Origin of the sequence: Bacillus sp. FSL M8-0256 (assembly GCF_038005765.1) — a bacterium.
In the GTDB taxonomy this organism is placed as follows: domain Bacteria; phylum Bacillota; class Bacilli; order Bacillales; family Bacillaceae; genus Bacillus; species Bacillus safensis.
On sequence record NZ_JBBOTU010000001.1, the window covers coordinates 2,874,850 to 2,891,791 of the forward strand.

Consider the following 16,942-nt stretch of genomic DNA (forward strand, 5'->3'; position numbering starts at 1 on the left):
TCAAGAAAGTATTCATGCTTCTAGTATAGAAAAAAAGACATGTTCTATAAATAAACAATGCGCTTCTTATTTTCATCTAGGCACTCACCAAAAATCCCTTTTGACATACTTTAATTAGTGATCTAGAACAAAGGAGGCGAATTACTCTTGAATCGTTCCATCAAAGTCAGACTGGCATTCATCGTCGTTGTCCTGCTCTTTATTCCATTTGTCGCCTGTAAAAAAGAACAAGAGCAGACCGTACAAGTAGCCGAGGTGACCCATTCGGTTTTTTATGCTCCGCTATATGTTGCCTTATCTGAGGATTTCTTCAAAGAAGAAGGGCTAGAGGTTGAATTAAAAACGACTTGGGGCGGTGATAAAACGATGACAGCTCTCTTATCCGGCGGTGCAGATATCGCCCTGACCGGATCTGAATCCTCTATCTATGTAGAGGCTCAAGACACAAAAGACTCTGTCATCAACTTTGCACAGCTGACACAAACAGACGGTACATTTCTTGTTTCAAGGGAGAAAGTGAGCGAATTCTCTTGGGATCAATTAAAAGGAAAAGACTTTCTTGGACAGCGGAAAGGCGGCATGCCGCAAATGGTCGGTGAATATGTCCTGAAAAAGGAAGGCATTGATGTAAAAAAGGATCTCCGCATGATTCAAAATATTGATTTTGCCAACATTTCAGGTGCTTTCTCCTCTGGAACTGGCGATTTTGTGCAGTTATTCGAACCGACAGCATCCTTAATTGAAAAAGAAGGCAAAGGGTACATTACCGCCTCCTTTGGAGAGGCTTCCGGAAAGGTGCCGTATACCACCTTCATGGCAAAGAAGAGTTACTTAGAGGAAAACAAAGAAACAGCTGAAGCCTTCACTCGCGCCATTTATAAAGCGCAGAAATGGGTAGAAGCCAAGCAGCCGGAGGAGATTGCCAAAACCATTCAATCTCATTTTCCTGACACAGAACTTGATGTTTTATCAACTGCCATTAAACGCTACAAACAGCAGGACTCCTACGCAACAGATCCCCTTCTGAATGAAGAGGAATGGAACAAATTGCAGGAAATCATGAAGGAGAGCGATGAATTGCCGAAATTTATCCCGTACAAACAACTTGTCAATTCATCCATTGCAAAGAAGGTCACAGAACACAAATAGAATAGGAGGTAGCACATGTCTTTCCTTCAAATTGACCATGTGACCCACACGTACTTCTCTTTAAAAGAAAAAACAACGGCCATACAGCACATCAATATGGAGATAGACCAAGGAGAATTTATCTCATTTATTGGTCCCAGCGGCTGCGGAAAAACCACCCTGCTGTCTATCATTGCAGGAATAACGCCGCCCTCTGAAGGCCGAATTTTAATCGAAGGAAAAGAACCGAATCAAAAAGAGCATCAAATCGGCTACATGCTCCAGCAAGATTATTTGTTTCCTTGGAAAACCATCAAGGAAAATATCATTCTCGGGTTAAAAATTACCAAACAAGATTCACATGAAGCCACCTCCGCCGCTCTTGGCTTACTGCCTAAGCTTGGCCTTCATGATGTAGAGGAAAAATACCCGAAGGAGCTGTCAGGCGGTATGAGGCAGCGTGCGGCTCTCGCCCGAACGCTTGCAGTGAATCCCGGTCTGCTTTTACTAGATGAACCCTTTTCAGCTCTAGACTATCAAACCAAACTCACTTTAGAGGATCTCGTCTTTCATACACTCAAAAACTATCAAAAAACAGCGGTCCTTGTGACACATGACATTGGCGAAGCCATTGCGATGAGTGACCGCATTTTCTTATTCTCTAAGCATCCTGGCTCAATCAAGAGGATTTTTACCGTTCCAGATGAACTGAGGACTCTTTCTCCTTTCGATGCAAGACAGACCCAGAGTTTCCAAGAGCTCTTTCAAACGATTTGGAAGGAGCTGAAAACAGTTGAAACACAGTGATCTTTTACATGAAGCCTATCGCAAAAAATACCGAATGGAAAAACGCATGACCCGAATCTATCAGTTCATTATTTTCGCCAGCTTCTTTTCGCTTTGGGAGCTTGCCAGTCATTTTCGTCTTATCGATCCACTGATATTTAGTTCACCATCAGCAGTCTGCCAATTGTTTGTACAAAAAATATCCGATGGATCTTTAATGAATCATATGAGTATTACATTATTTGAAACAGTGCTCGGATTTCTACTTGGTACCTTTTGCGGCATTTTGCTCGCTGCCGCCTTATGGTGGTCCACCCGCCTGGCAAACGTTCTTGATCCTTATTTAGTCATTTTAAATGCCATGCCAAAAGTTGCCCTCGCCCCGATTTTAATTGTTGCCCTTGGGCCTGGCATGATCAGCATCGTTGCCATGGGCGCAATCATTAGTGTAATCATTACGACGATCGTCATATATACAGCCTTTCAAGAGGTCGATGAGAATTATTTAAAGGTGATGAAAACCTTTGGTGCGAAAAAAAGCGTCGTCTTTCGCGAGGTCATTTTGCCAGCTAGTATTCCAACGATGATTTCTGCCATCAAGGTCAATGTCGGCCTTTCTTGGGTTGGGGTTATTGTAGGGGAATTTCTTGTTTCCTCAAAAGGGCTCGGCTACATGATCATTTACGGCTTTCAAGTCTTCAACTTTACACTCGTGTTCTTAAGTCTTTTCATTATTGCCGTGTTTGCGACCATCATGTACCAGCTTGTGGAATGGCTCGAACGCCGTTTTCTTCAAAAATAAAAAAGCACAGGGATTGTCGCCCCTGCGCTTTTTTTAACGAATCAAACCGTTCTTTTCTAAATAAGCAAGACTTTGTCTTAACACATCATCTTTCATAATAAAACTGAAATTCTTATTTTTGGCGATGGATCTTGGCAAGTCTGCGAAAAGAACGGGTCCTTTCGTTTCAAAATACGTGTCTTGCTTCACTAGCTTTTCAATATCAGCGAAATAAATATTTTTGACAATGACCTTTTCTCTGCCCAGCACCTGATATTGACCAATATACGTTAATTCACGAACAACAGCACCCGTCTCTTCTTGAATCTCCCGTATAGCGGCTTGGTCTGCTTCTTCATCCGGCTCAACTTTCCCTCCTGGAAACTCATAGCCCCGATCCTCATGTTCAGTGAGCAGCCATTTCCCTTGGTAGCGGCAGATGGCCCAAACATGCTTAGGATGACTTGAAAAAGGCTTCTCCTCAAAAGAGAGCTTGACCGTATTATGATAATAGTCTTTAAATACATGCATGTGAAATCCCTCATATCCTGTCCTTGCTTCTTGTAAAACATCATACCACAGATCACATTTATCTGAAGAATTTTTATCAAAAGTGAAACAAACGAGTGGTTCCAACTCGTCTGTATCTAAAATAAGGTATTGTTGCTAAAACCTTTTTATCATCTCCAACTTCACCCAATTTTAATCATGAAACCTTTTATCCCTATATAACGTAAATGAATCAGTGTTTGTCCTATGACAACGAGGAGGAAATCAGCATGAGTATAAAAAATGGGTCAAAACAAGACGCACCCCATGAGGTGATCAAGAAACACCTCGTGAAAGGGCAAAAGTTAGATTTAACAAAAGACAATCCAGCGGTCGACCAAATTCATATCGGGCTTGGCTGGGACCTCGCTGGTCAGCCAATTGATTTAGATACGCAAGTCTTTCTTTTAAATGAAGAGGACAAGCTGTTGTCTCCTAAGCATCTGATCTATTATCACCAGCAGCAAAGCTTAGATGGAGCTGTTCGTCATCTTGGTGATCATCAATTTGGCGGAGGGTATCGAGACAATGAAATGATTATTATGCAATTAAGCAGAGTCTCACCTGATATTCATAAAATTGTCGTCACAGCCACAATACATGATGCACACGAACGCCAGCATCATTTTGGACTAGTCACCAATGCCTACGTGCGACTTACGGATCAAATCTCGCAGCAAGAGATTTGTACCTTTCAGTTAACAGAGGATTATTCGTATTGTACATCCATTATATGCGCTGAACTCACGAGAGATCAGGAGGAATGGAAAATCACGGCGACCGGGCAAGGGACTACTCTAGATTTAAATGATTTATGCCGCATCTACGGATTTACATCTTGACGCAGGAAAGGAGCCGGCACCTATGGGATTTCATTTCAACACGATAGAAGAGCTTACCTTACAAGCAGAAGGCAGCGGAATCTTTTTTGCCAAAAAAGGCGCCATGATTGCTGATCAAGGAAGTTTCCAATACCGCAAGCGATTACTTGGAACGAATAAAGGAAATATGGTCAGCCAAGTATTTAACCATATCAGCAGGAAATTCACAGGTGAAAACCTTGAGATGATGGAAGTGAGTGGACAAGGTACTTGCTACTTGGCGGATGCAAGCGAACATGTAACAGTGATTAACCTTGAGCCAAGCGGTCCTTGGCAGCATGTAAGTGTAGAAAGTGAAGATTTACTTGCCTTTACTGAGGAATGCCATTACGGCGTCACACCAGTAGGCGTTGGTATTTTATCACAGAAAGGACTGTTTACATCAAAACTCTCTTATCAAGGGCACGGAGCGCAAGTCGCCATTAAAACGAATGGAAATCCGCTTATTTTAAAAGCCCCCTGCCGTGTAGACCCTGACGCAATTGTTGCTTGGACAGGCAAAGCACCGAAGGTCAAACTAGATGTGAACTGGAAAACTTTCATTGGACAAACATCTGGCGAATCCTACTTATTTGAGTTCCAGGAACAAGATCAAATCGTCATTATCCAGCCATCTGAGCGCACATCTGGCTTACGGGTGGGGTTAGATGATAATCGCTACAAACCTCAAAGCCAGAGCTCCTCTCATGAATTCACCAATTCACAGCAAGAAAATAGAGGCGGCGGGATCAGTGATTTGATCGGAGGCATTTTACAACCGCGAAAATAAAGCATGTAGAGATTCTCTACATGCTTTTTCAATTCATCAAACCATTTGTCTCAATAAAGCTCCTTGTTTCTTCATTGCCGAGCTCATAAATCATTGTGTAAATCTCTTTTCTTTTTCTATCCATTTCATCATTTGGACTATCATAATGATATTCAAGAAACGGAACATGCGCCCGAAAGAAGCCTTTCCAATCTGTCATATACTGTTCATCGAAGTAGTCTCTCAGCTGCAAAATTTGATCATCATCTGCTTCTATTTGAAATTGCCAAGCCGCTGCATCTCTATGCTGCGATATCGATCCATCTTGTACGGATACATAGTATGTGTGTCTCGCCATCCGAATCATCCTTTTTCCTTTAGTATGACCAGATATGAGGAAATTACGGCTTTTTGCGCAATTTATTTTTTAACATGTCCAATACATCAATAAACAACTGTGGAATGGGAACTCCAAGGGCTCTGGCTGTCGAGACGATTTGGTAAGATTCATAAATAATATAAAAGATGATCGCTAAATCCTTAATCGTCCCATTTGTCTTCAGCATGACATCGAAGAAATGTGCCATAGATATTAAGGAGACTGTCACGACCTTTCGAACAAGCCGCGTTAAAAACCGCTTCATTGTGAGCTGCCCAGTCAAAGATTCTCTTAGGCTTGAACAAATTAATTCAATAGCCATCAACGTCACTAAAATCATCAGTAAATATCCTGCTCCACCAAACAGAAAGCCCATCGCCGACAAACTCACTGTAACCAACGAAAAGATGCCTAAATCCTTGCTCACTTGGCATCAACATCCTTTCAAAGTGGAACTCCTTACCTCAATAGTATATGCCGAATTCTCGCAATAGCTTGGACGACAAAAAATAAAGGCGCTGTTATGTATTCAGGGAAACGAACGAGACCAAAAAAAGCCGCCCCATAAGGCGGCTTCTCTTTTTAGACTCTGACATCAATAAATGAAGCATCTGAATCCTTTGGCTGAACAGCTTGAGGCTGCTGCTGCACTTGATCCAGCATCACCATAGCTTGTGCTGTATTCGTAGCAAGCTGTGAATTCAACAAACTAATATTGAGTGTCTTTTGAATGCTCGCTACTTGCTGACTCATCATTCCTGCAATAGAAGACATCTTCTTCCCTCCCTTCTCTTTTCTCTTCGGCTGAAAGCCCTATGATTTCAATGGGCTGTCTGTCCCTATTCCAATAAAAAAAGAATGTCGGTCTATTGATGACCGACATTCTTTTCACATACGTGTATTATCCTAAATATGCTTTAAGCATCCAGTTGTGTTTTTCAATGGATTGATGAATCGCAAGCAGCATATCACCTGTAGTTTCATCGCCAACCTCTGCAGCCAGCTCCATTCCTTGCTTTAATTCCTCAGCGATATTGGAGAAATCATCATATAGATTTTTCACCATTTGCTCCGCTGATTCTTTGCCTTCTGCTTCTTGAATGCTGGAAATTTCTAAGCACTCTTTCATTGTCGCAACAGGCTGTCCATTTAAAGCAAGCATACGCTCAGCCAAATCATCAATATATGTAGCTGTTTCTGTATATAGTTCCTCAAATTTCTCATGGAGTGTAAAGAAATCTTTTCCCTTTACATACCAATGATAGTTATGTAATTTCACGTAAAGCACAGTCCAATCAGCTACTTGTTTATTAACGACGTTTAATAATTGTTCAGACATATTTATTCCTCCTTATGTAATTGCGTTTAGTATGAGAATACCCTTTTCTTATTATACTGAAACCTGCCGTCAATTTCTTCTATTTTGACTGCATGAAATATATGTTAATATGGAAATAAGGAGGGAGTTAGATGCTGTTACTTGGGATTATCAGCTTTATTATTATCTCAATCGTTGTCTTTTTATCATTGTGGACGACATCGAAGGCTTATGAATATAAGCATAAAGTCGATTCACCACAGGATGCAGAACCAAATCAACGTCCTAATCCAAAATAAATCCGCTTTTAATGATGTGAGGTTTCTTCTTCTGCAGTAGTTGAACTCTCTTTTTTCACCTCACCTACGTGGATGTTCGTTTTCGGCATATTATGCTGCTGTTTAGCTGTCACATGGACTTGTATGATATAAAGGCCATCTTTTTTGAAGGCTGTGTGCAATTCGTATACACCTTTGTTTTCTTTCTTTGGCTGAATCATCTTGCTGTTATCCTTGTCGCCATCTTTCCACACTTCAAATTGAACATCATCTGCATCATCAACAGGCGTATCACCGTATGTGACAGCTGCTTTTACTATAACGCTTTCATTTTTCTCCACTTGCTCAGGTCCTGTGAGCTTTACTTCTAACAGCTCAGGCACTTCCCCTTTGCCGCTATTTGCTGCAGAGTTTCCACATGCACTCAATAACGTGAGTATCAGAATCATTCCCAACATTTTTCGCATCCTGCGTTTCCCCCTTCTTTTACTGACATGTCCATTTTAACAAATATCCCCTATTTTGACATCTCTGTTTGAATTCAAATAAAAAACCGGACATCTAAATGTCCGGTTCATCATTCTATTAACCAAATACTTTTAAAAGCTCTTCTTGATCCTGAGAAAGCCAGAAACGCATTAAACGTTTTGCCCCTTCAAGATCATGAAGCTTCGCTTGGCCGCATTGCTCTTCGTTTGCAGCAGGAATTTCTGTTACTTCAACCGCATCCTTGAATGTTGCATCAAGAAGTTCAACGATCTCTTTTGGAGTTGGTGCACCACTGACAACTAAATAGTAGCCTGTCTGGCAGCCCATTGGAGAAATATCAATGATATCAAAATGATCATATTTCTCTGAGTGTGTTCTAATATTAAACGCAAGCAAATGCTCTAATGTATGAATCGTATCAGGTTTCATCGCCTGCTTGTTGGGCTGACAAAAACGAATATCGAATTTATTTACTTCCCCATCTGATCCCACTTTATGAACGCCGCAATGACGAACATATGGCGCTTTTACAGCATTATGATCAAGTTCAAAGCTTTCGACTGAAGGCATAATCACCACTCCTATAATTGCAATTTCCTATATTATAACATATTTCTCCGACCAGTTTAGTTTATAAAACTTTCCTTCCTTGTTCTTTTTTCTTATACTGTGGAAGACAGACAAGGAGGAACCTCTATGAAACAAATTTTTATCGGCATAATACGCTTTTATCAAAAATGTATTTCCCCTCTGACACCGCCAAGCTGCCGGTTTTATCCAACATGCTCAAACTATGGACTAGAGGCAATCAAAACGCATGGCGCGATCAAGGGCGGCTGGCTCACCATAAAACGGATTTTGAAATGTCATCCGCTTCACCCTGGCGGCATCGATCCTGTCCCGCCTAAAAAGGAAAAGTAACTTACTTTTCTTCATATCCGTTGACAACTAAGTCAAGCTTCCCTGTTCCAGGGTCAATGACAAGCCCGTGTACAGGTACATCTGATGGAAGAAGCGGGTGATTTTTTACTACAGACACACTGTCCTTCACGCTCTCTTCAACTGAACTAAAGCTTTTGAGCCACTGTTTAAAATCAATTCCTGAGTATTCCAGTACTTCAATACGTTTTTCTGGAATACCGCGCTCAACGGCTTTATTTAAAAGTGTTTGGCTGTCTATTTTACTCATCCCGCAATCATGGTGCCCAATGACATATACCTCGTCAGCATTTAATTCGTAAACAGCAACTAAAATGCTTCGCATAATACTTCCAAATGGATGAGAAACAAGCGCCCCAGCACTTTTGACAATCTTAATATCACCATTTTTCATGTTCATGGCACGCGGAAGCAGTTCAACAAGTCTTGTATCCATACACGATAGAATGACAGCTTTTTTCTGTGGAAACTTTGTTGTTGTAAATTCTTCGTATTTCTTTTCTTCAATAAATTGTTGATTATATTCGATGATTTCATCTAAAAGTTTCATACGTTTGTCCATTCCTTTATCTTTTTTTAAAAATAAATATAGCACAATGCAAGAAATTTCGTCACGCTTTGCAGCTTATTTTTTTTAGAGGAAACATCTGCTGATGAAAATTTTTTATTTTCCTCTTTTCAAATCGTAATTATTACGATACAATAACTCAGGACATTAAATCGTAATCATTTCTATCTATTAGATTGAGAGGAGACATTTTCTACATGAAAAAAATCTTTTTTATTTTAACAGCTGCTTTATTCGCGATCGGTCTTGCCGCTTGCTCAAGCAGTGCGGGCACTAATGCTTCAAAAGGAAAAGCAGACGGGAAACTAATCATTTACACCACGATCTTCCCAATCCAAGATTTCACTGAAAAAATTGGCGGCTCTCACGTTCATGCTCAAAGCGTGTATCCTGCAAATGCAGATGCACACACCTTTGAACCAAGTTCAAAAACAATGGTTGAAATGGCTGAAGGTGATGCCTTTATCTACAGCGGCACAGGGGCTGAAGCATTCGCAGCCAAAACAGCTGCCACTTTAAAAGACCAAGGTGTGAAAACAGTCAAAGCAGCCGAAGGCATCAAATTGTTATCGACAAATGAAGAACATGCACATGAAGAAGGCGAAGAACATGACCATGAAGGTGAAGACCATGATCATGACGGGCACGATCACGGAGATAAAGACCCTCATGCATGGTTAGACCCGGTTTATGCACAGCAAATGGCGAAAAACATTAAAGACACACTCGTCTCTTTAGATCCAGATCATAAAGACGAATACACAAAAAACTATGAACATCTAAAAAAAGATTTGCAATCGTTAGATCAAGAATTTAAAACAACGTTATCTAAAGCGAAACATAAAGAAATTCTTGTTTCTCACGCAGCTTATGGTTATTGGGAAAAGCGCTATGGCATTGAGCAAATCAGTGTTTTAGGGTTATCCGCTTCTGAGGAGCCATCACAAAAACAGCTCGAAAACATTGTACAAAAAGCAGAAAAGCATCACATTCAATACGTTATTTTTGAAAACAACGTCAGCAGCAAAGTATCAGATACAATCCGCAGTGAAATTGGGGCAAAAAGCTTGACCCTTAAAAATCTAGAATCCATTACTGAGGATGATGTCAAAAATGGCGAAAGCTACGTCAGCTTAATGAAACAAAACTTAAAGACCTTAAAAACTGCATTAAATGATTAATGCTTTGAACCCCGGGTGATCAACCGGGGTTTTTTGCTGTAAAAAAAAGCACACCGTTATCAGGCGTGCTTTTTTGATTACATTTGATATTTTTTCTTAAACTGCTCAGCTCTTCCGCCTTTTTCTCCGAATTTTTGACGTCCTGTATAAAAAGGATGCGTATCAGAGCTTGTTTCTACTTTAATGACAGGATACGTTTTCCCATCTTCCCACTCTACTGTCTCATTTGATGTCTTTGTTGATCTACTCAAGAAGCGGTAACCGCTGTTTACGTCCATAAATATAACTTCATGTGAGGTTGGATGAATATCTCTTTTCAATGTCAAAACTCCTTTCGTTAATAAAACGTAATGGTTACGTTTTATATTTATATTCTACTCCCTCTTTTACAACTTGTCAAAAAACAAGCTTTCTTAGTCAGGAAGAATAATCTAAAAATGGTGGAGAATAATAAGCATCATGAAAAAGAGAAGCGATAAGAAAGGCGGAGAAAAAATTGACTGATCTCGTTTTAGCTAGAAGCCTGTTCGGCACAACCATGGGCTTTCATATTATTTATGCCTCGCTTGGCGTTGGCATCCCGCTAATGATTTTGTTAGCTGAACTCATCTTTCAAAAAACGAAGGACCCGCATTATGCCATCATGGCCAAGCGGTGGACAAAAGCACAGGCTGTTCTGTTAGGGGTCGCCATTCCAACAGGTACTATTGCTGGTACGCAGCTTGCCCTTTTATGGCCAGGTTTTATGGAGGTCATCGGAAAGGTCATGTCACTGCCATTCCAGATTGAAATCTATGCGTTCTTTATAGAAGCATTATTTATGTCTATTTATGTATACGCAGCGGATCGCCTATCAAATGCAATGCGCATCATTACGGTTATTTTTATCGTCATTGGTGCAGCTGCATCAGCGATTCTAATTACAAACGTACATGCTTTTGAAGGGACACCTGCTGGCTTTCAGATGGTGAATGGAGAAATCACAAATATCGAGCCTTGGAAGGCCTTTTTCAATCCAAGCTTTGCTGTAACTGCTACACATGTTGTGCTGTCTGCTTTTACAACAGGTGCTTTTGTGATTGCTTCAGTTGCAGCTTTTAAAATGCTCAAAACGAGAAAAAATGAGAAGCTCTATACATTTCATCGAAAAGCCCTTTTTCTTGGACTCATTGTAGGAGGACTTTTCTCTTTTCTAACAGCCTTAAATGGCCACGAATCCGCTCAGCTTCTGTATGAATATCAGCCTGAAAAGCTGGCTGGAGCTGAAGGTTTATTTGAAACGCAATCACATGCGCCTCTTGCAATAGGTGGTTTTACGGATGCTGATTCGCAGGAAATTAAAGGTGCGATCGAAATTCCTTGGGCGCTCAGTTTTCTGGCAGGAAATAGCTTCGATACAGTGGTCAAAGGCTTAAATGATTTTCCTCGTGACGAGTGGCCGCCTTTATTTATACACACATTATTTAACGGCATGGTCATTATTGGATCGGTGCTCATTCTTTTTGCGGTATTAGCGCTGCTTTACCGTAAAATTTTAAAACGGGACAAATTTCCGAAGTGGCTCCTTTTTCTTTACTTATTCGGCGGGCCTCTTAGTCTTTTAGCTATTGAATTTGGCTGGATTTTTGCTTGTACAGGCCGCCAGCCATGGGTTATTTATCGAATGCTCAAAACCTCAGAGGTTGTCACATCATCAGGCTCGATCGGGACACTTTTTATCCTTTTTGCCATTGTCTATCTCATCTTAGGCATAGCAACCGTTATTGTGCTGACGTACTACTTTAGAAAACATTCGATTGAAGAAGACCTACGGTTAACAGAATCTTAAAAAGGGAGCGATCTTGATGCAAATGGATGTTACAACTGATGCGCTCATTGCAATCACCATCTTATGGGGATTCGTTTTTATCTATGCAGTGATGGCATCAATGGATTTCGGCGCAGGATTTTGGTCGATGATTTATATGAATAGAGAGCAAACAAAGGCCGCTAATATCGCAAATAAGTACCTTTCTCCGACATGGGAAGTGACAAACGTCTTTATTGTCGCCATCGTTGTCGCATTGTTCAGCCTGTTTCCAGGTGCGACCTTTGTACTTGGTACCGTTTTATTAATACCCGGCAGCATCATATTATTGCTTCTTGCACTGCGAAGCGGGTTTCTCGTGTTTTCTCATTCACTGCCTAAGAAATATCGAAAAGCGGTGACGTATATTTCAGGGATCAGCGGCTTTATCATTCCGTCCATCCTGATCATGGTTCTCCCAATCACCCATGGTGGATTTATCTTTCAGGAGAACAACGTCTACTCATTAGATCTAGGACTGGTCTTTACAAGTGCAAATGTTTATTCTTTTGTCGGCTTTGCCATCTTCAGCACCCTTTTTCTTTCGTCCTTGCTTTTAGCTGATTTCTCTAATGTAGCTAATGAAGATGAAGCTTACAGCATTTATAGAAGAGGGGCGCTCATTACAGGTCCACTTTCACTCATGATGGCCTTTTTTATCATGCTGACATTACGAAGCGAGGCCAATTGGCTGTTCACAAAAATGATGCAGAACATTCCTATTCTTCTTGTATCTCTCCTAATGTTTCTGCTCGCAGGACTGGCTCTATTTTTACCAAACAGCCGGTTTAAGCATCGGAAAGGGAGACCACGCCTTGCCGTCATTGCGATTACCATTCAATATTTCTTAGCAAGCTATGTGTATGGGCGTGCCCATTTGCCTTACATGGCTTATCCAGATATTACAATCATGTCTGGATTTACAGACCCTGTCACATTTAGGGCATTATTTATCACCTATATTGTAGGGTTTATCATCTTGTTTCCCGGATTTTATTTCTTCTGGAAATTATTTATGAAGGATAAGCGCTATATTCGTCAGGAAGATTAACATGAATGGACAAGCATCATTTCGGTTACATTATAGATGAAAGACATACTCAAAAGGAGGTCATCTGTATGAGTCAAAAAATCCTTTGTGAAGTCAATAACTGTTCCTATTGGAATGCTGGAAACCGCTGTGGTGCAGATGCAATCTATGTCGTCAGCCACACAGGAAATACGGCTGAGAAAAGTGAAGAAACGGATTGTAAAACGTTTAAACCACAAGACCTTTAAGTCTCATTAAAGGAGGCGCTTCAATTTGAAACACGATCGGCTGCTTCAAACGTTTTTTGACGAAATTCATGACGCGGATGAAGCCGCATTCCACCAAGCCGCTCACTCCTTTTTAAATCTTTGGGATTATGAATATGGACATGCATCAAACATGCCAAGTGAAATTCATCAGTATATCGGACAGCTTGCTTATGACAGCGAGTGGGTTGAAGAGTAAGAAAGAGCGGATCACCGCTCTTTCTTTTTTGTTAAGACAGGAAGGAAAAACTTTCTCTCACTATATCTAGATTCTATTTGGGATGCAAAAGGTGATTCCTTCGTTTTTATCTCACAAAATCATGTTTTGTAAACACGTCGATTTTATCTGAAAACGAACGGAGCGCTTGGTAATCAATCTCCACGCCCATTCCTGGGGAGCGAGGCACCTCAATAAACCCATTTTCAACCTTAATTTCAGGAAAAATGATATCCTGATCCCAAAATTTTGACGAAGCTGAAATATCACCGGGAATCGTAAATTGAGGAAGCGAAGCAAGTGCTACGTTCTGCGCTCGGGAAATACCTGTTTCAATCATCCCTCCGCACCATAACGGAATTTGATGCTCCTTACTGAACGTATGAATTTTAAGAGCCTCTGTCAATCCGCCAACTCGTGAAGGCTTCACATTAATAATTTGACAGCTGCCCAGCTCTACAGCTTTTCTAGCATCATCTAAAGAACAAATACTTTCATCTAAACAAATCGGCGTTTTTAAATGCTTTTGCAAATGGCGGTGGTCCACAATATCATCTGCTGCTAAAGGCTGTTCAATCATTAATAAACGAATATCGTCCAGCTGCTTAAGCTTGCTAATATCTTTTAATTCATATGCAGAGTTTGCATCTGCCATTAATGGCAGATCAGGAAAAGACTCTCTGATCTTTTGAAGAAGTCCAATATCTTGTCCTGGTTTAATTTTCACCTTCACCCGCTGATATCCTTGGTCAACAAATTGCTGAATTTGCTCAAGCATATCGTCAATAGGGCCTAACCCCGCCACAACGCCAGATGGTATTTTATCTTTTGTACCGCCTAATACATCGCGTAAAGACTTATTCTCACGCTTCGCATAAATATCCCAAACAGCCGCTTCAATGCCTGCTTTCGCCATCCTATTGCCTTTAAAATGATACAGACTGTCAGGGATTTCTGAAGGATGTGTAAAGGTGCGCGTCAGCACGTTCGGGATAAAGAAAGCCCTCAGCATATGATAGCAAGTCTCAATTGTTTCTTCTGTATACCACGGAGAAGAAAAAGCAGAGACTTCTCCCCATCCAGTCAATCCTGTCTGATCTTTGACTTCAACAATAATAAACTCACGCTCTGAAATGGTTCCAAGACTTGTTGTAAATGGCTGTTTAAGCTTCATCGTGACATGATATAAAATTACTCGTTCAATTTGAATCATTTGAAAACCCCTTTGATCTGAGTCTGTGCCTTTGCAATTTATTCGACGCATTTCTTGGCAGCTCGTCCACAAAGTGAAAAGCGGCGGGCCATTTATATTTGGCTAAATGCGACTCACATAAAGCATAGAGCTCATTCTCCGGTATCTTATCATCTGTTACAAGGAAAGCAGCAGGTACCTCTCCCCATCTATCATCATACATACCCGTTACTCCGGCTTCCTTGACATGCGGATGTGTTAGCAGAACCGCTTCAATTTCCGCAGGATAAATATTTTCTCCGCCAGAAATAATTAAATCTGAACGGCGGTCAAGCACAAATAAGAACCCTTCCTCATCCACATAGCCAATATCACCCGTTTTCAGCCAGCCCTCATCAAAGGCAGCCGCGGTCGCTTCTTCACGGTAAAGGTAACCTTTCATCACATTTGCACCTTTCACCATAATTTCGCCATGCTCAAAAGGACGGCAAATGCGATCACCATCTTGAATTTTCAGCTCACACCCAAAAAGAGGTTTTCCCGCTGATCCAAGCTTCTCTACACTAAATTCGGGCGCAAGGGTCACAATTTGTGAACAGGTTTCCGTCATCCCGTACGATTGAAAGACAGGAAAGCCCTTCTCTTTGCTTTCTTGAAGCATCGCATAAGGCGCAGGTCCTCCGCCTAATAAAAGACAGCGCAAAGAAGACGGACATTCTGCCAATCTGCTTAACAAACGAGATAACATCGTCTGCACAACAGAAATCATCGTTACACGATGCCGTTCAATAGAATCCTTTACTTCATCGACGTCAAACTTCTGATGAAGCACGACTGTCATTCCATATATCACAGACTTAAATAAAGCAGATAAGCCGCTAATATGAAAAAGAGGCAGGGCAATGAGCCAGCGGTCATCCTCTCTGAGACCCAGATTCAGTGCAGAGGAAACAGCACTATGGAAATGATTACCAAACGTTTGCTCTACCCCTTTTGGACGTCCTGTTGTCCCAGATGTATACATGATGGTCGCTGTTTCATTCAAATCAAATTCACTCTCGATCTTGTTGACATGGCCTTGCCCTGGTTCAGGTAAAGTTTCCATTGTATAAACGGGTAAATCACCCTCATGATCGCTTGCATAACTAGATTCTGTTAATAACGCCGCGGCTTTTGCATCTTCTAGCTGATAGCGCCTTTCAGCTTTTGTCAGCTTATTATTCAATAGCACAATTTTTAACCCTAATAAAAAACAGGCATGTACAAGCATCACCATTTGAGGATGATTGTTCATCAAAAGCGCAACCGTTTCCCCTTTTTTCAATGATGCCTGAGTAAGTCTATTTGACAGCTCTTCCGCTTCTTGAGCTAATTCGTGAAATGTCCACTCTTTCTCTTGATAAATGAGTGCGACTCGATCTGGCGTTAAATAGGCACGGTGCAGCAGCCAATTAGGTTGCTTCATCATGACACCTCCTTTTCGTAAAAGAAAACAGCTTAGTCTGATGCACTAAGCTGTTGTTCATTGATATCATTGAATCAAGGGAAACGCGGGAACTGGCCGAAGTCCGGCTTGCGTTTTTCCTTAAAGGAATCGCGTCCTTCTTTTGCTTCATCTGTTGTGTAATAAAGAAGTGTCGCATCTCCTGCAAATTGCTGAATTCCAGCTAATCCATCCGTATCTGCGTTAAAAGCAGCCTTCAAGAATCGTAAAGCAGTCGGGCTCTTTTCTAGCATCTCCTCACACCACTTCACCGTTTCTTCTTCAAGCTGATCTAATGGAACAACTGTGTTAACAAGTCCCATATCAAGCGCTTCTTGTGCATTGTATTGACGGCATAAGTACCAGATTTCTCTTGCTTTCTTATGACCAACAATACGTGCAAGGTAGCCTGAACCATAACCAGCATCAAAGCTGCCTACTTTTGGACCTGTTTGTCCAAAAATCGCATTATCTGCTGCAATCGTCAGGTCACACACAACGTGAAGAACGTGGCCTCCGCCAATCGCGTAACCTGCTACCATTGCGATAACTGGTTTTGGAATGACACGGATCAAACGCTGCAAGTCTAATACATTTAGACGTGGAATTTGATCGTCTCCTACATAACCGCCATGGCCGCGAACTTTTTGGTCTCCACCAGAACAGAATGCTTTTCCGCCAGCACCTGCAAGTACGATCACACCAACTTCTGAATTATCACGAGCCCGTGAAAATGCATCAATTAATTCACTAACAGTCTTCGGGGTAAACGCGTTATGTACGTGCGGACGATTAATCGTAATCTTTGCGATCCCATTGTACGTTTCATATAAAATTTCGTCATACTGACGCTCAGTTTGCCATTCAATAGCCATCAATATTT

The 16,942-nt window shown here is 41.2% G+C and carries 24 protein-coding genes; 12 read left to right on the forward strand and 12 right to left on the reverse strand.

Annotated features, from left to right (window positions below; all coding sequences use genetic code 11):
* Nucleotides 1–147: 147 nt before the first annotated feature.
* The 3 genes from NSQ76_RS14740 to NSQ76_RS14750 are packed head-to-tail and all read left to right on the forward strand — an operon-like array spanning nt 148 to nt 2,716.
* Nucleotides 148–1,149, forward strand: a complete 1,002-nt coding sequence (locus NSQ76_RS14740; RefSeq protein WP_024426224.1) for an ABC transporter substrate-binding protein — start codon at nt 148–150, stop codon at nt 1,147–1,149.
* Between the two features lie 15 nt (nt 1,150–1,164).
* The gene (locus NSQ76_RS14745; RefSeq protein WP_024426225.1) at nt 1,165–1,935 is read left to right on the forward strand and encodes an ABC transporter ATP-binding protein; all 771 of its coding nucleotides are present in this window, start codon (nt 1,165–1,167) and stop codon (nt 1,933–1,935) included.
* A 34-nt stretch (nt 1,936–1,969) separates the two neighbouring features.
* Nucleotides 1,970–2,716, forward strand: a complete 747-nt coding sequence (locus NSQ76_RS14750) for an ABC transporter permease (protein ID WP_370880888.1) — start codon at nt 1,970–1,972, stop codon at nt 2,714–2,716.
* Between the two features lie 33 nt (nt 2,717–2,749).
* On the opposite strand, the gene ytkD is transcribed toward NSQ76_RS14750, so the two are convergent.
* Nucleotides 2,750–3,226, reverse strand: coding sequence for an RNA deprotection pyrophosphohydrolase (ytkD, locus tag NSQ76_RS14755; protein ID WP_025093666.1), 477 nt, complete (start codon nt 3,224–3,226; stop codon nt 2,750–2,752).
* 248 nt (nt 3,227–3,474) lie between these two features.
* On the opposite strand from ytkD, the gene NSQ76_RS14760 reads away from it, so the two are divergent.
* Both NSQ76_RS14760 and NSQ76_RS14765 read left to right on the forward strand, forming a co-directional pair.
* On the forward strand, nt 3,475–4,086 hold the full coding sequence (locus NSQ76_RS14760) for a TerD family protein (protein ID WP_341054560.1): 612 nt from the start codon (nt 3,475–3,477) through the stop codon (nt 4,084–4,086).
* Nucleotides 4,087–4,108: 22 nt separating this feature from the next.
* Nucleotides 4,109–4,894 carry an AIM24 family protein gene (locus tag NSQ76_RS14765; protein ID WP_024424922.1) on the forward strand — a complete coding sequence of 262 codons (786 nt, stop codon included), beginning with the start codon at nt 4,109–4,111 and terminating at the stop codon, nt 4,892–4,894.
* Nucleotides 4,895–4,922: 28 nt separating this feature from the next.
* On the opposite strand, the gene NSQ76_RS14770 is transcribed toward NSQ76_RS14765, so the two are convergent.
* The 4 genes from NSQ76_RS14770 to NSQ76_RS14785 all read right to left on the reverse strand — a co-directional run bounded on the left by NSQ76_RS14770 (nt 4,923) and on the right by NSQ76_RS14785 (nt 6,591).
* On the reverse strand, nt 4,923–5,231 hold the full coding sequence (locus NSQ76_RS14770; protein WP_024425787.1) for a hypothetical protein: 309 nt from the start codon (nt 5,229–5,231) through the stop codon (nt 4,923–4,925).
* 43 nt (nt 5,232–5,274) lie between these two features.
* Nucleotides 5,275–5,679, reverse strand: coding sequence for a phage holin family protein (locus NSQ76_RS14775; RefSeq protein ID WP_024424924.1), 405 nt, complete (start codon nt 5,677–5,679; stop codon nt 5,275–5,277).
* Nucleotides 5,680–5,834: 155 nt separating this feature from the next.
* Nucleotides 5,835–6,026: a hypothetical protein gene (locus tag NSQ76_RS14780; protein WP_024424925.1), complete on the reverse strand. Its 192-nt coding sequence runs from the start codon at nt 6,024–6,026 to the stop codon at nt 5,835–5,837.
* Between the two features lie 127 nt (nt 6,027–6,153).
* Entirely contained in the window at nt 6,154–6,591 is a 438-nt protein-coding gene (locus tag NSQ76_RS14785; protein ID WP_024424926.1) for a Dps family protein, read from the reverse strand.
* 131 nt (nt 6,592–6,722) lie between these two features.
* On the opposite strand from NSQ76_RS14785, the gene ytzI reads away from it, so the two are divergent.
* On the forward strand, nt 6,723–6,869 hold the full coding sequence (ytzI, locus tag NSQ76_RS14790) for a YtzI protein (RefSeq protein WP_003217544.1): 147 nt from the start codon (nt 6,723–6,725) through the stop codon (nt 6,867–6,869).
* Between the two features lie 8 nt (nt 6,870–6,877).
* On the opposite strand, the gene NSQ76_RS14795 is transcribed toward ytzI, so the two are convergent.
* Together NSQ76_RS14795 and NSQ76_RS14800 are read right to left on the reverse strand one after the other, a co-directional pair.
* Nucleotides 6,878–7,315, reverse strand: a complete 438-nt coding sequence (locus NSQ76_RS14795; RefSeq protein WP_024425786.1) for a FixH family protein — start codon at nt 7,313–7,315, stop codon at nt 6,878–6,880.
* Between the two features lie 118 nt (nt 7,316–7,433).
* A complete protein-coding gene (locus NSQ76_RS14800; RefSeq protein ID WP_003217624.1) occupies nt 7,434–7,907 on the reverse strand; it encodes an S-ribosylhomocysteine lyase in 474 nt (157 codons plus the stop codon).
* A gap of 126 nt (nt 7,908–8,033) precedes the next feature.
* On the opposite strand from NSQ76_RS14800, the gene yidD reads away from it, so the two are divergent.
* Nucleotides 8,034–8,258: a membrane protein insertion efficiency factor YidD gene (gene yidD, locus NSQ76_RS14805; RefSeq protein WP_039180891.1), complete on the forward strand. Its 225-nt coding sequence runs from the start codon at nt 8,034–8,036 to the stop codon at nt 8,256–8,258.
* 1 nt (nt 8,259) lies between these two features.
* Here yidD and NSQ76_RS14810 read toward each other — a convergent pair whose 3' ends face one another.
* A complete protein-coding gene (locus NSQ76_RS14810) occupies nt 8,260–8,826 on the reverse strand; it encodes a beta-class carbonic anhydrase (protein WP_024424929.1) in 567 nt (188 codons plus the stop codon).
* Nucleotides 8,827–9,041: 215 nt separating this feature from the next.
* On the opposite strand from NSQ76_RS14810, the gene NSQ76_RS14815 reads away from it, so the two are divergent.
* Nucleotides 9,042–10,025 (forward strand): metal ABC transporter solute-binding protein, Zn/Mn family, encoded by a 984-nt coding sequence (locus NSQ76_RS14815; RefSeq protein ID WP_341054567.1) that lies wholly within the window; start codon nt 9,042–9,044, stop codon nt 10,023–10,025.
* A 77-nt stretch (nt 10,026–10,102) separates the two neighbouring features.
* On the opposite strand, the gene NSQ76_RS14820 is transcribed toward NSQ76_RS14815, so the two are convergent.
* A complete protein-coding gene (locus tag NSQ76_RS14820) occupies nt 10,103–10,345 on the reverse strand; it encodes a type B 50S ribosomal protein L31 (protein WP_341054570.1) in 243 nt (80 codons plus the stop codon).
* A 176-nt stretch (nt 10,346–10,521) separates the two neighbouring features.
* Between NSQ76_RS14820 and NSQ76_RS14825 the strand changes: the two genes are divergently transcribed.
* From NSQ76_RS14825 to NSQ76_RS14840, 4 genes are all read left to right on the forward strand, one after another.
* Entirely contained in the window at nt 10,522–11,853 is a 1,332-nt protein-coding gene (locus NSQ76_RS14825) for a cytochrome ubiquinol oxidase subunit I (RefSeq protein WP_024425783.1), read from the forward strand.
* Between the two features lie 22 nt (nt 11,854–11,875).
* Nucleotides 11,876–12,922: a cytochrome d ubiquinol oxidase subunit II gene (locus NSQ76_RS14830; protein ID WP_169510868.1), complete on the forward strand. Its 1,047-nt coding sequence runs from the start codon at nt 11,876–11,878 to the stop codon at nt 12,920–12,922.
* A 68-nt stretch (nt 12,923–12,990) separates the two neighbouring features.
* On the forward strand, nt 12,991–13,149 hold the full coding sequence (locus NSQ76_RS14835; protein WP_008360682.1) for a DUF1540 domain-containing protein: 159 nt from the start codon (nt 12,991–12,993) through the stop codon (nt 13,147–13,149).
* A 25-nt stretch (nt 13,150–13,174) separates the two neighbouring features.
* Complete coding sequence (locus tag NSQ76_RS14840) at nt 13,175–13,366, forward strand: hypothetical protein (RefSeq protein WP_326484214.1); 192 nt, start codon at nt 13,175–13,177, stop codon at nt 13,364–13,366.
* Nucleotides 13,367–13,472: 106 nt separating this feature from the next.
* Here the strand turns inward: NSQ76_RS14840 and menC are convergent, their stop codons facing one another.
* The 3 genes from menC to menB all read right to left on the reverse strand — a co-directional run bounded on the left by menC (nt 13,473) and on the right by menB (nt 16,934).
* Nucleotides 13,473–14,597 carry an o-succinylbenzoate synthase gene (gene menC / locus NSQ76_RS14845; protein ID WP_341054576.1) on the reverse strand — a complete coding sequence of 375 codons (1,125 nt, stop codon included), beginning with the start codon at nt 14,595–14,597 and terminating at the stop codon, nt 13,473–13,475.
* Nucleotides 14,584–16,044 carry an o-succinylbenzoate--CoA ligase gene (locus NSQ76_RS14850; protein WP_327823196.1) on the reverse strand — a complete coding sequence of 487 codons (1,461 nt, stop codon included), beginning with the start codon at nt 16,042–16,044 and terminating at the stop codon, nt 14,584–14,586. The genes menC and NSQ76_RS14850 overlap by 14 nt, the downstream gene beginning before the upstream one ends.
* 71 nt (nt 16,045–16,115) lie before the next feature.
* Nucleotides 16,116–16,934, reverse strand: coding sequence for a 1,4-dihydroxy-2-naphthoyl-CoA synthase (menB, locus tag NSQ76_RS14855; protein WP_024424937.1), 819 nt, complete (start codon nt 16,932–16,934; stop codon nt 16,116–16,118).
* Between the last annotated feature and the right edge of the window lie 8 nt (nt 16,935–16,942).

Coding starts and splice junctions, on each gene's coding strand:
- menB (WP_024424937.1), bottom strand. CDS start 16,934: ATGGCTATTGAATGGCAAACTGAGCGTCAGTATGACGAAATTTTATAT.
- ytzI (WP_003217544.1), top strand. CDS start 6,723: ATGCTGTTACTTGGGATTATCAGCTTTATTATTATCTCAATCGTTGTC.
- NSQ76_RS14830 (WP_169510868.1), top strand. CDS start 11,876: ATGGATGTTACAACTGATGCGCTCATTGCAATCACCATCTTATGGGGA.
- menC (WP_341054576.1), bottom strand. CDS start 14,597: ATGATTCAAATTGAACGAGTAATTTTATATCATGTCACGATGAAGCTT.
- NSQ76_RS14770 (WP_024425787.1), bottom strand. CDS start 5,231: ATGGCGAGACACACATACTATGTATCCGTACAAGATGGATCGATATCG.
- NSQ76_RS14800 (WP_003217624.1), bottom strand. CDS start 7,907: ATGCCTTCAGTCGAAAGCTTTGAACTTGATCATAATGCTGTAAAAGCG.
- yidD (WP_039180891.1), top strand. CDS start 8,034: ATGAAACAAATTTTTATCGGCATAATACGCTTTTATCAAAAATGTATT.
- NSQ76_RS14765 (WP_024424922.1), top strand. CDS start 4,109: ATGGGATTTCATTTCAACACGATAGAAGAGCTTACCTTACAAGCAGAA.
- NSQ76_RS14750 (WP_370880888.1), top strand. CDS start 1,970: ATGGAAAAACGCATGACCCGAATCTATCAGTTCATTATTTTCGCCAGC.
- NSQ76_RS14795 (WP_024425786.1), bottom strand. CDS start 7,315: ATGCGAAAAATGTTGGGAATGATTCTGATACTCACGTTATTGAGTGCA.
- NSQ76_RS14760 (WP_341054560.1), top strand. CDS start 3,475: ATGAGTATAAAAAATGGGTCAAAACAAGACGCACCCCATGAGGTGATC.
- NSQ76_RS14745 (WP_024426225.1), top strand. CDS start 1,165: ATGTCTTTCCTTCAAATTGACCATGTGACCCACACGTACTTCTCTTTA.
- NSQ76_RS14815 (WP_341054567.1), top strand. CDS start 9,042: ATGAAAAAAATCTTTTTTATTTTAACAGCTGCTTTATTCGCGATCGGT.
- NSQ76_RS14835 (WP_008360682.1), top strand. CDS start 12,991: ATGAGTCAAAAAATCCTTTGTGAAGTCAATAACTGTTCCTATTGGAAT.
- NSQ76_RS14850 (WP_327823196.1), bottom strand. CDS start 16,044: ATGATGAAGCAACCTAATTGGCTGCTGCACCGTGCCTATTTAACGCCA.
- NSQ76_RS14810 (WP_024424929.1), bottom strand. CDS start 8,826: ATGAAACTTTTAGATGAAATCATCGAATATAATCAACAATTTATTGAA.
- NSQ76_RS14785 (WP_024424926.1), bottom strand. CDS start 6,591: ATGTCTGAACAATTATTAAACGTCGTTAATAAACAAGTAGCTGATTGG.
- NSQ76_RS14780 (WP_024424925.1), bottom strand. CDS start 6,026: ATGTCTTCTATTGCAGGAATGATGAGTCAGCAAGTAGCGAGCATTCAA.
- ytkD (WP_025093666.1), bottom strand. CDS start 3,226: ATGCATGTATTTAAAGACTATTATCATAATACGGTCAAGCTCTCTTTT.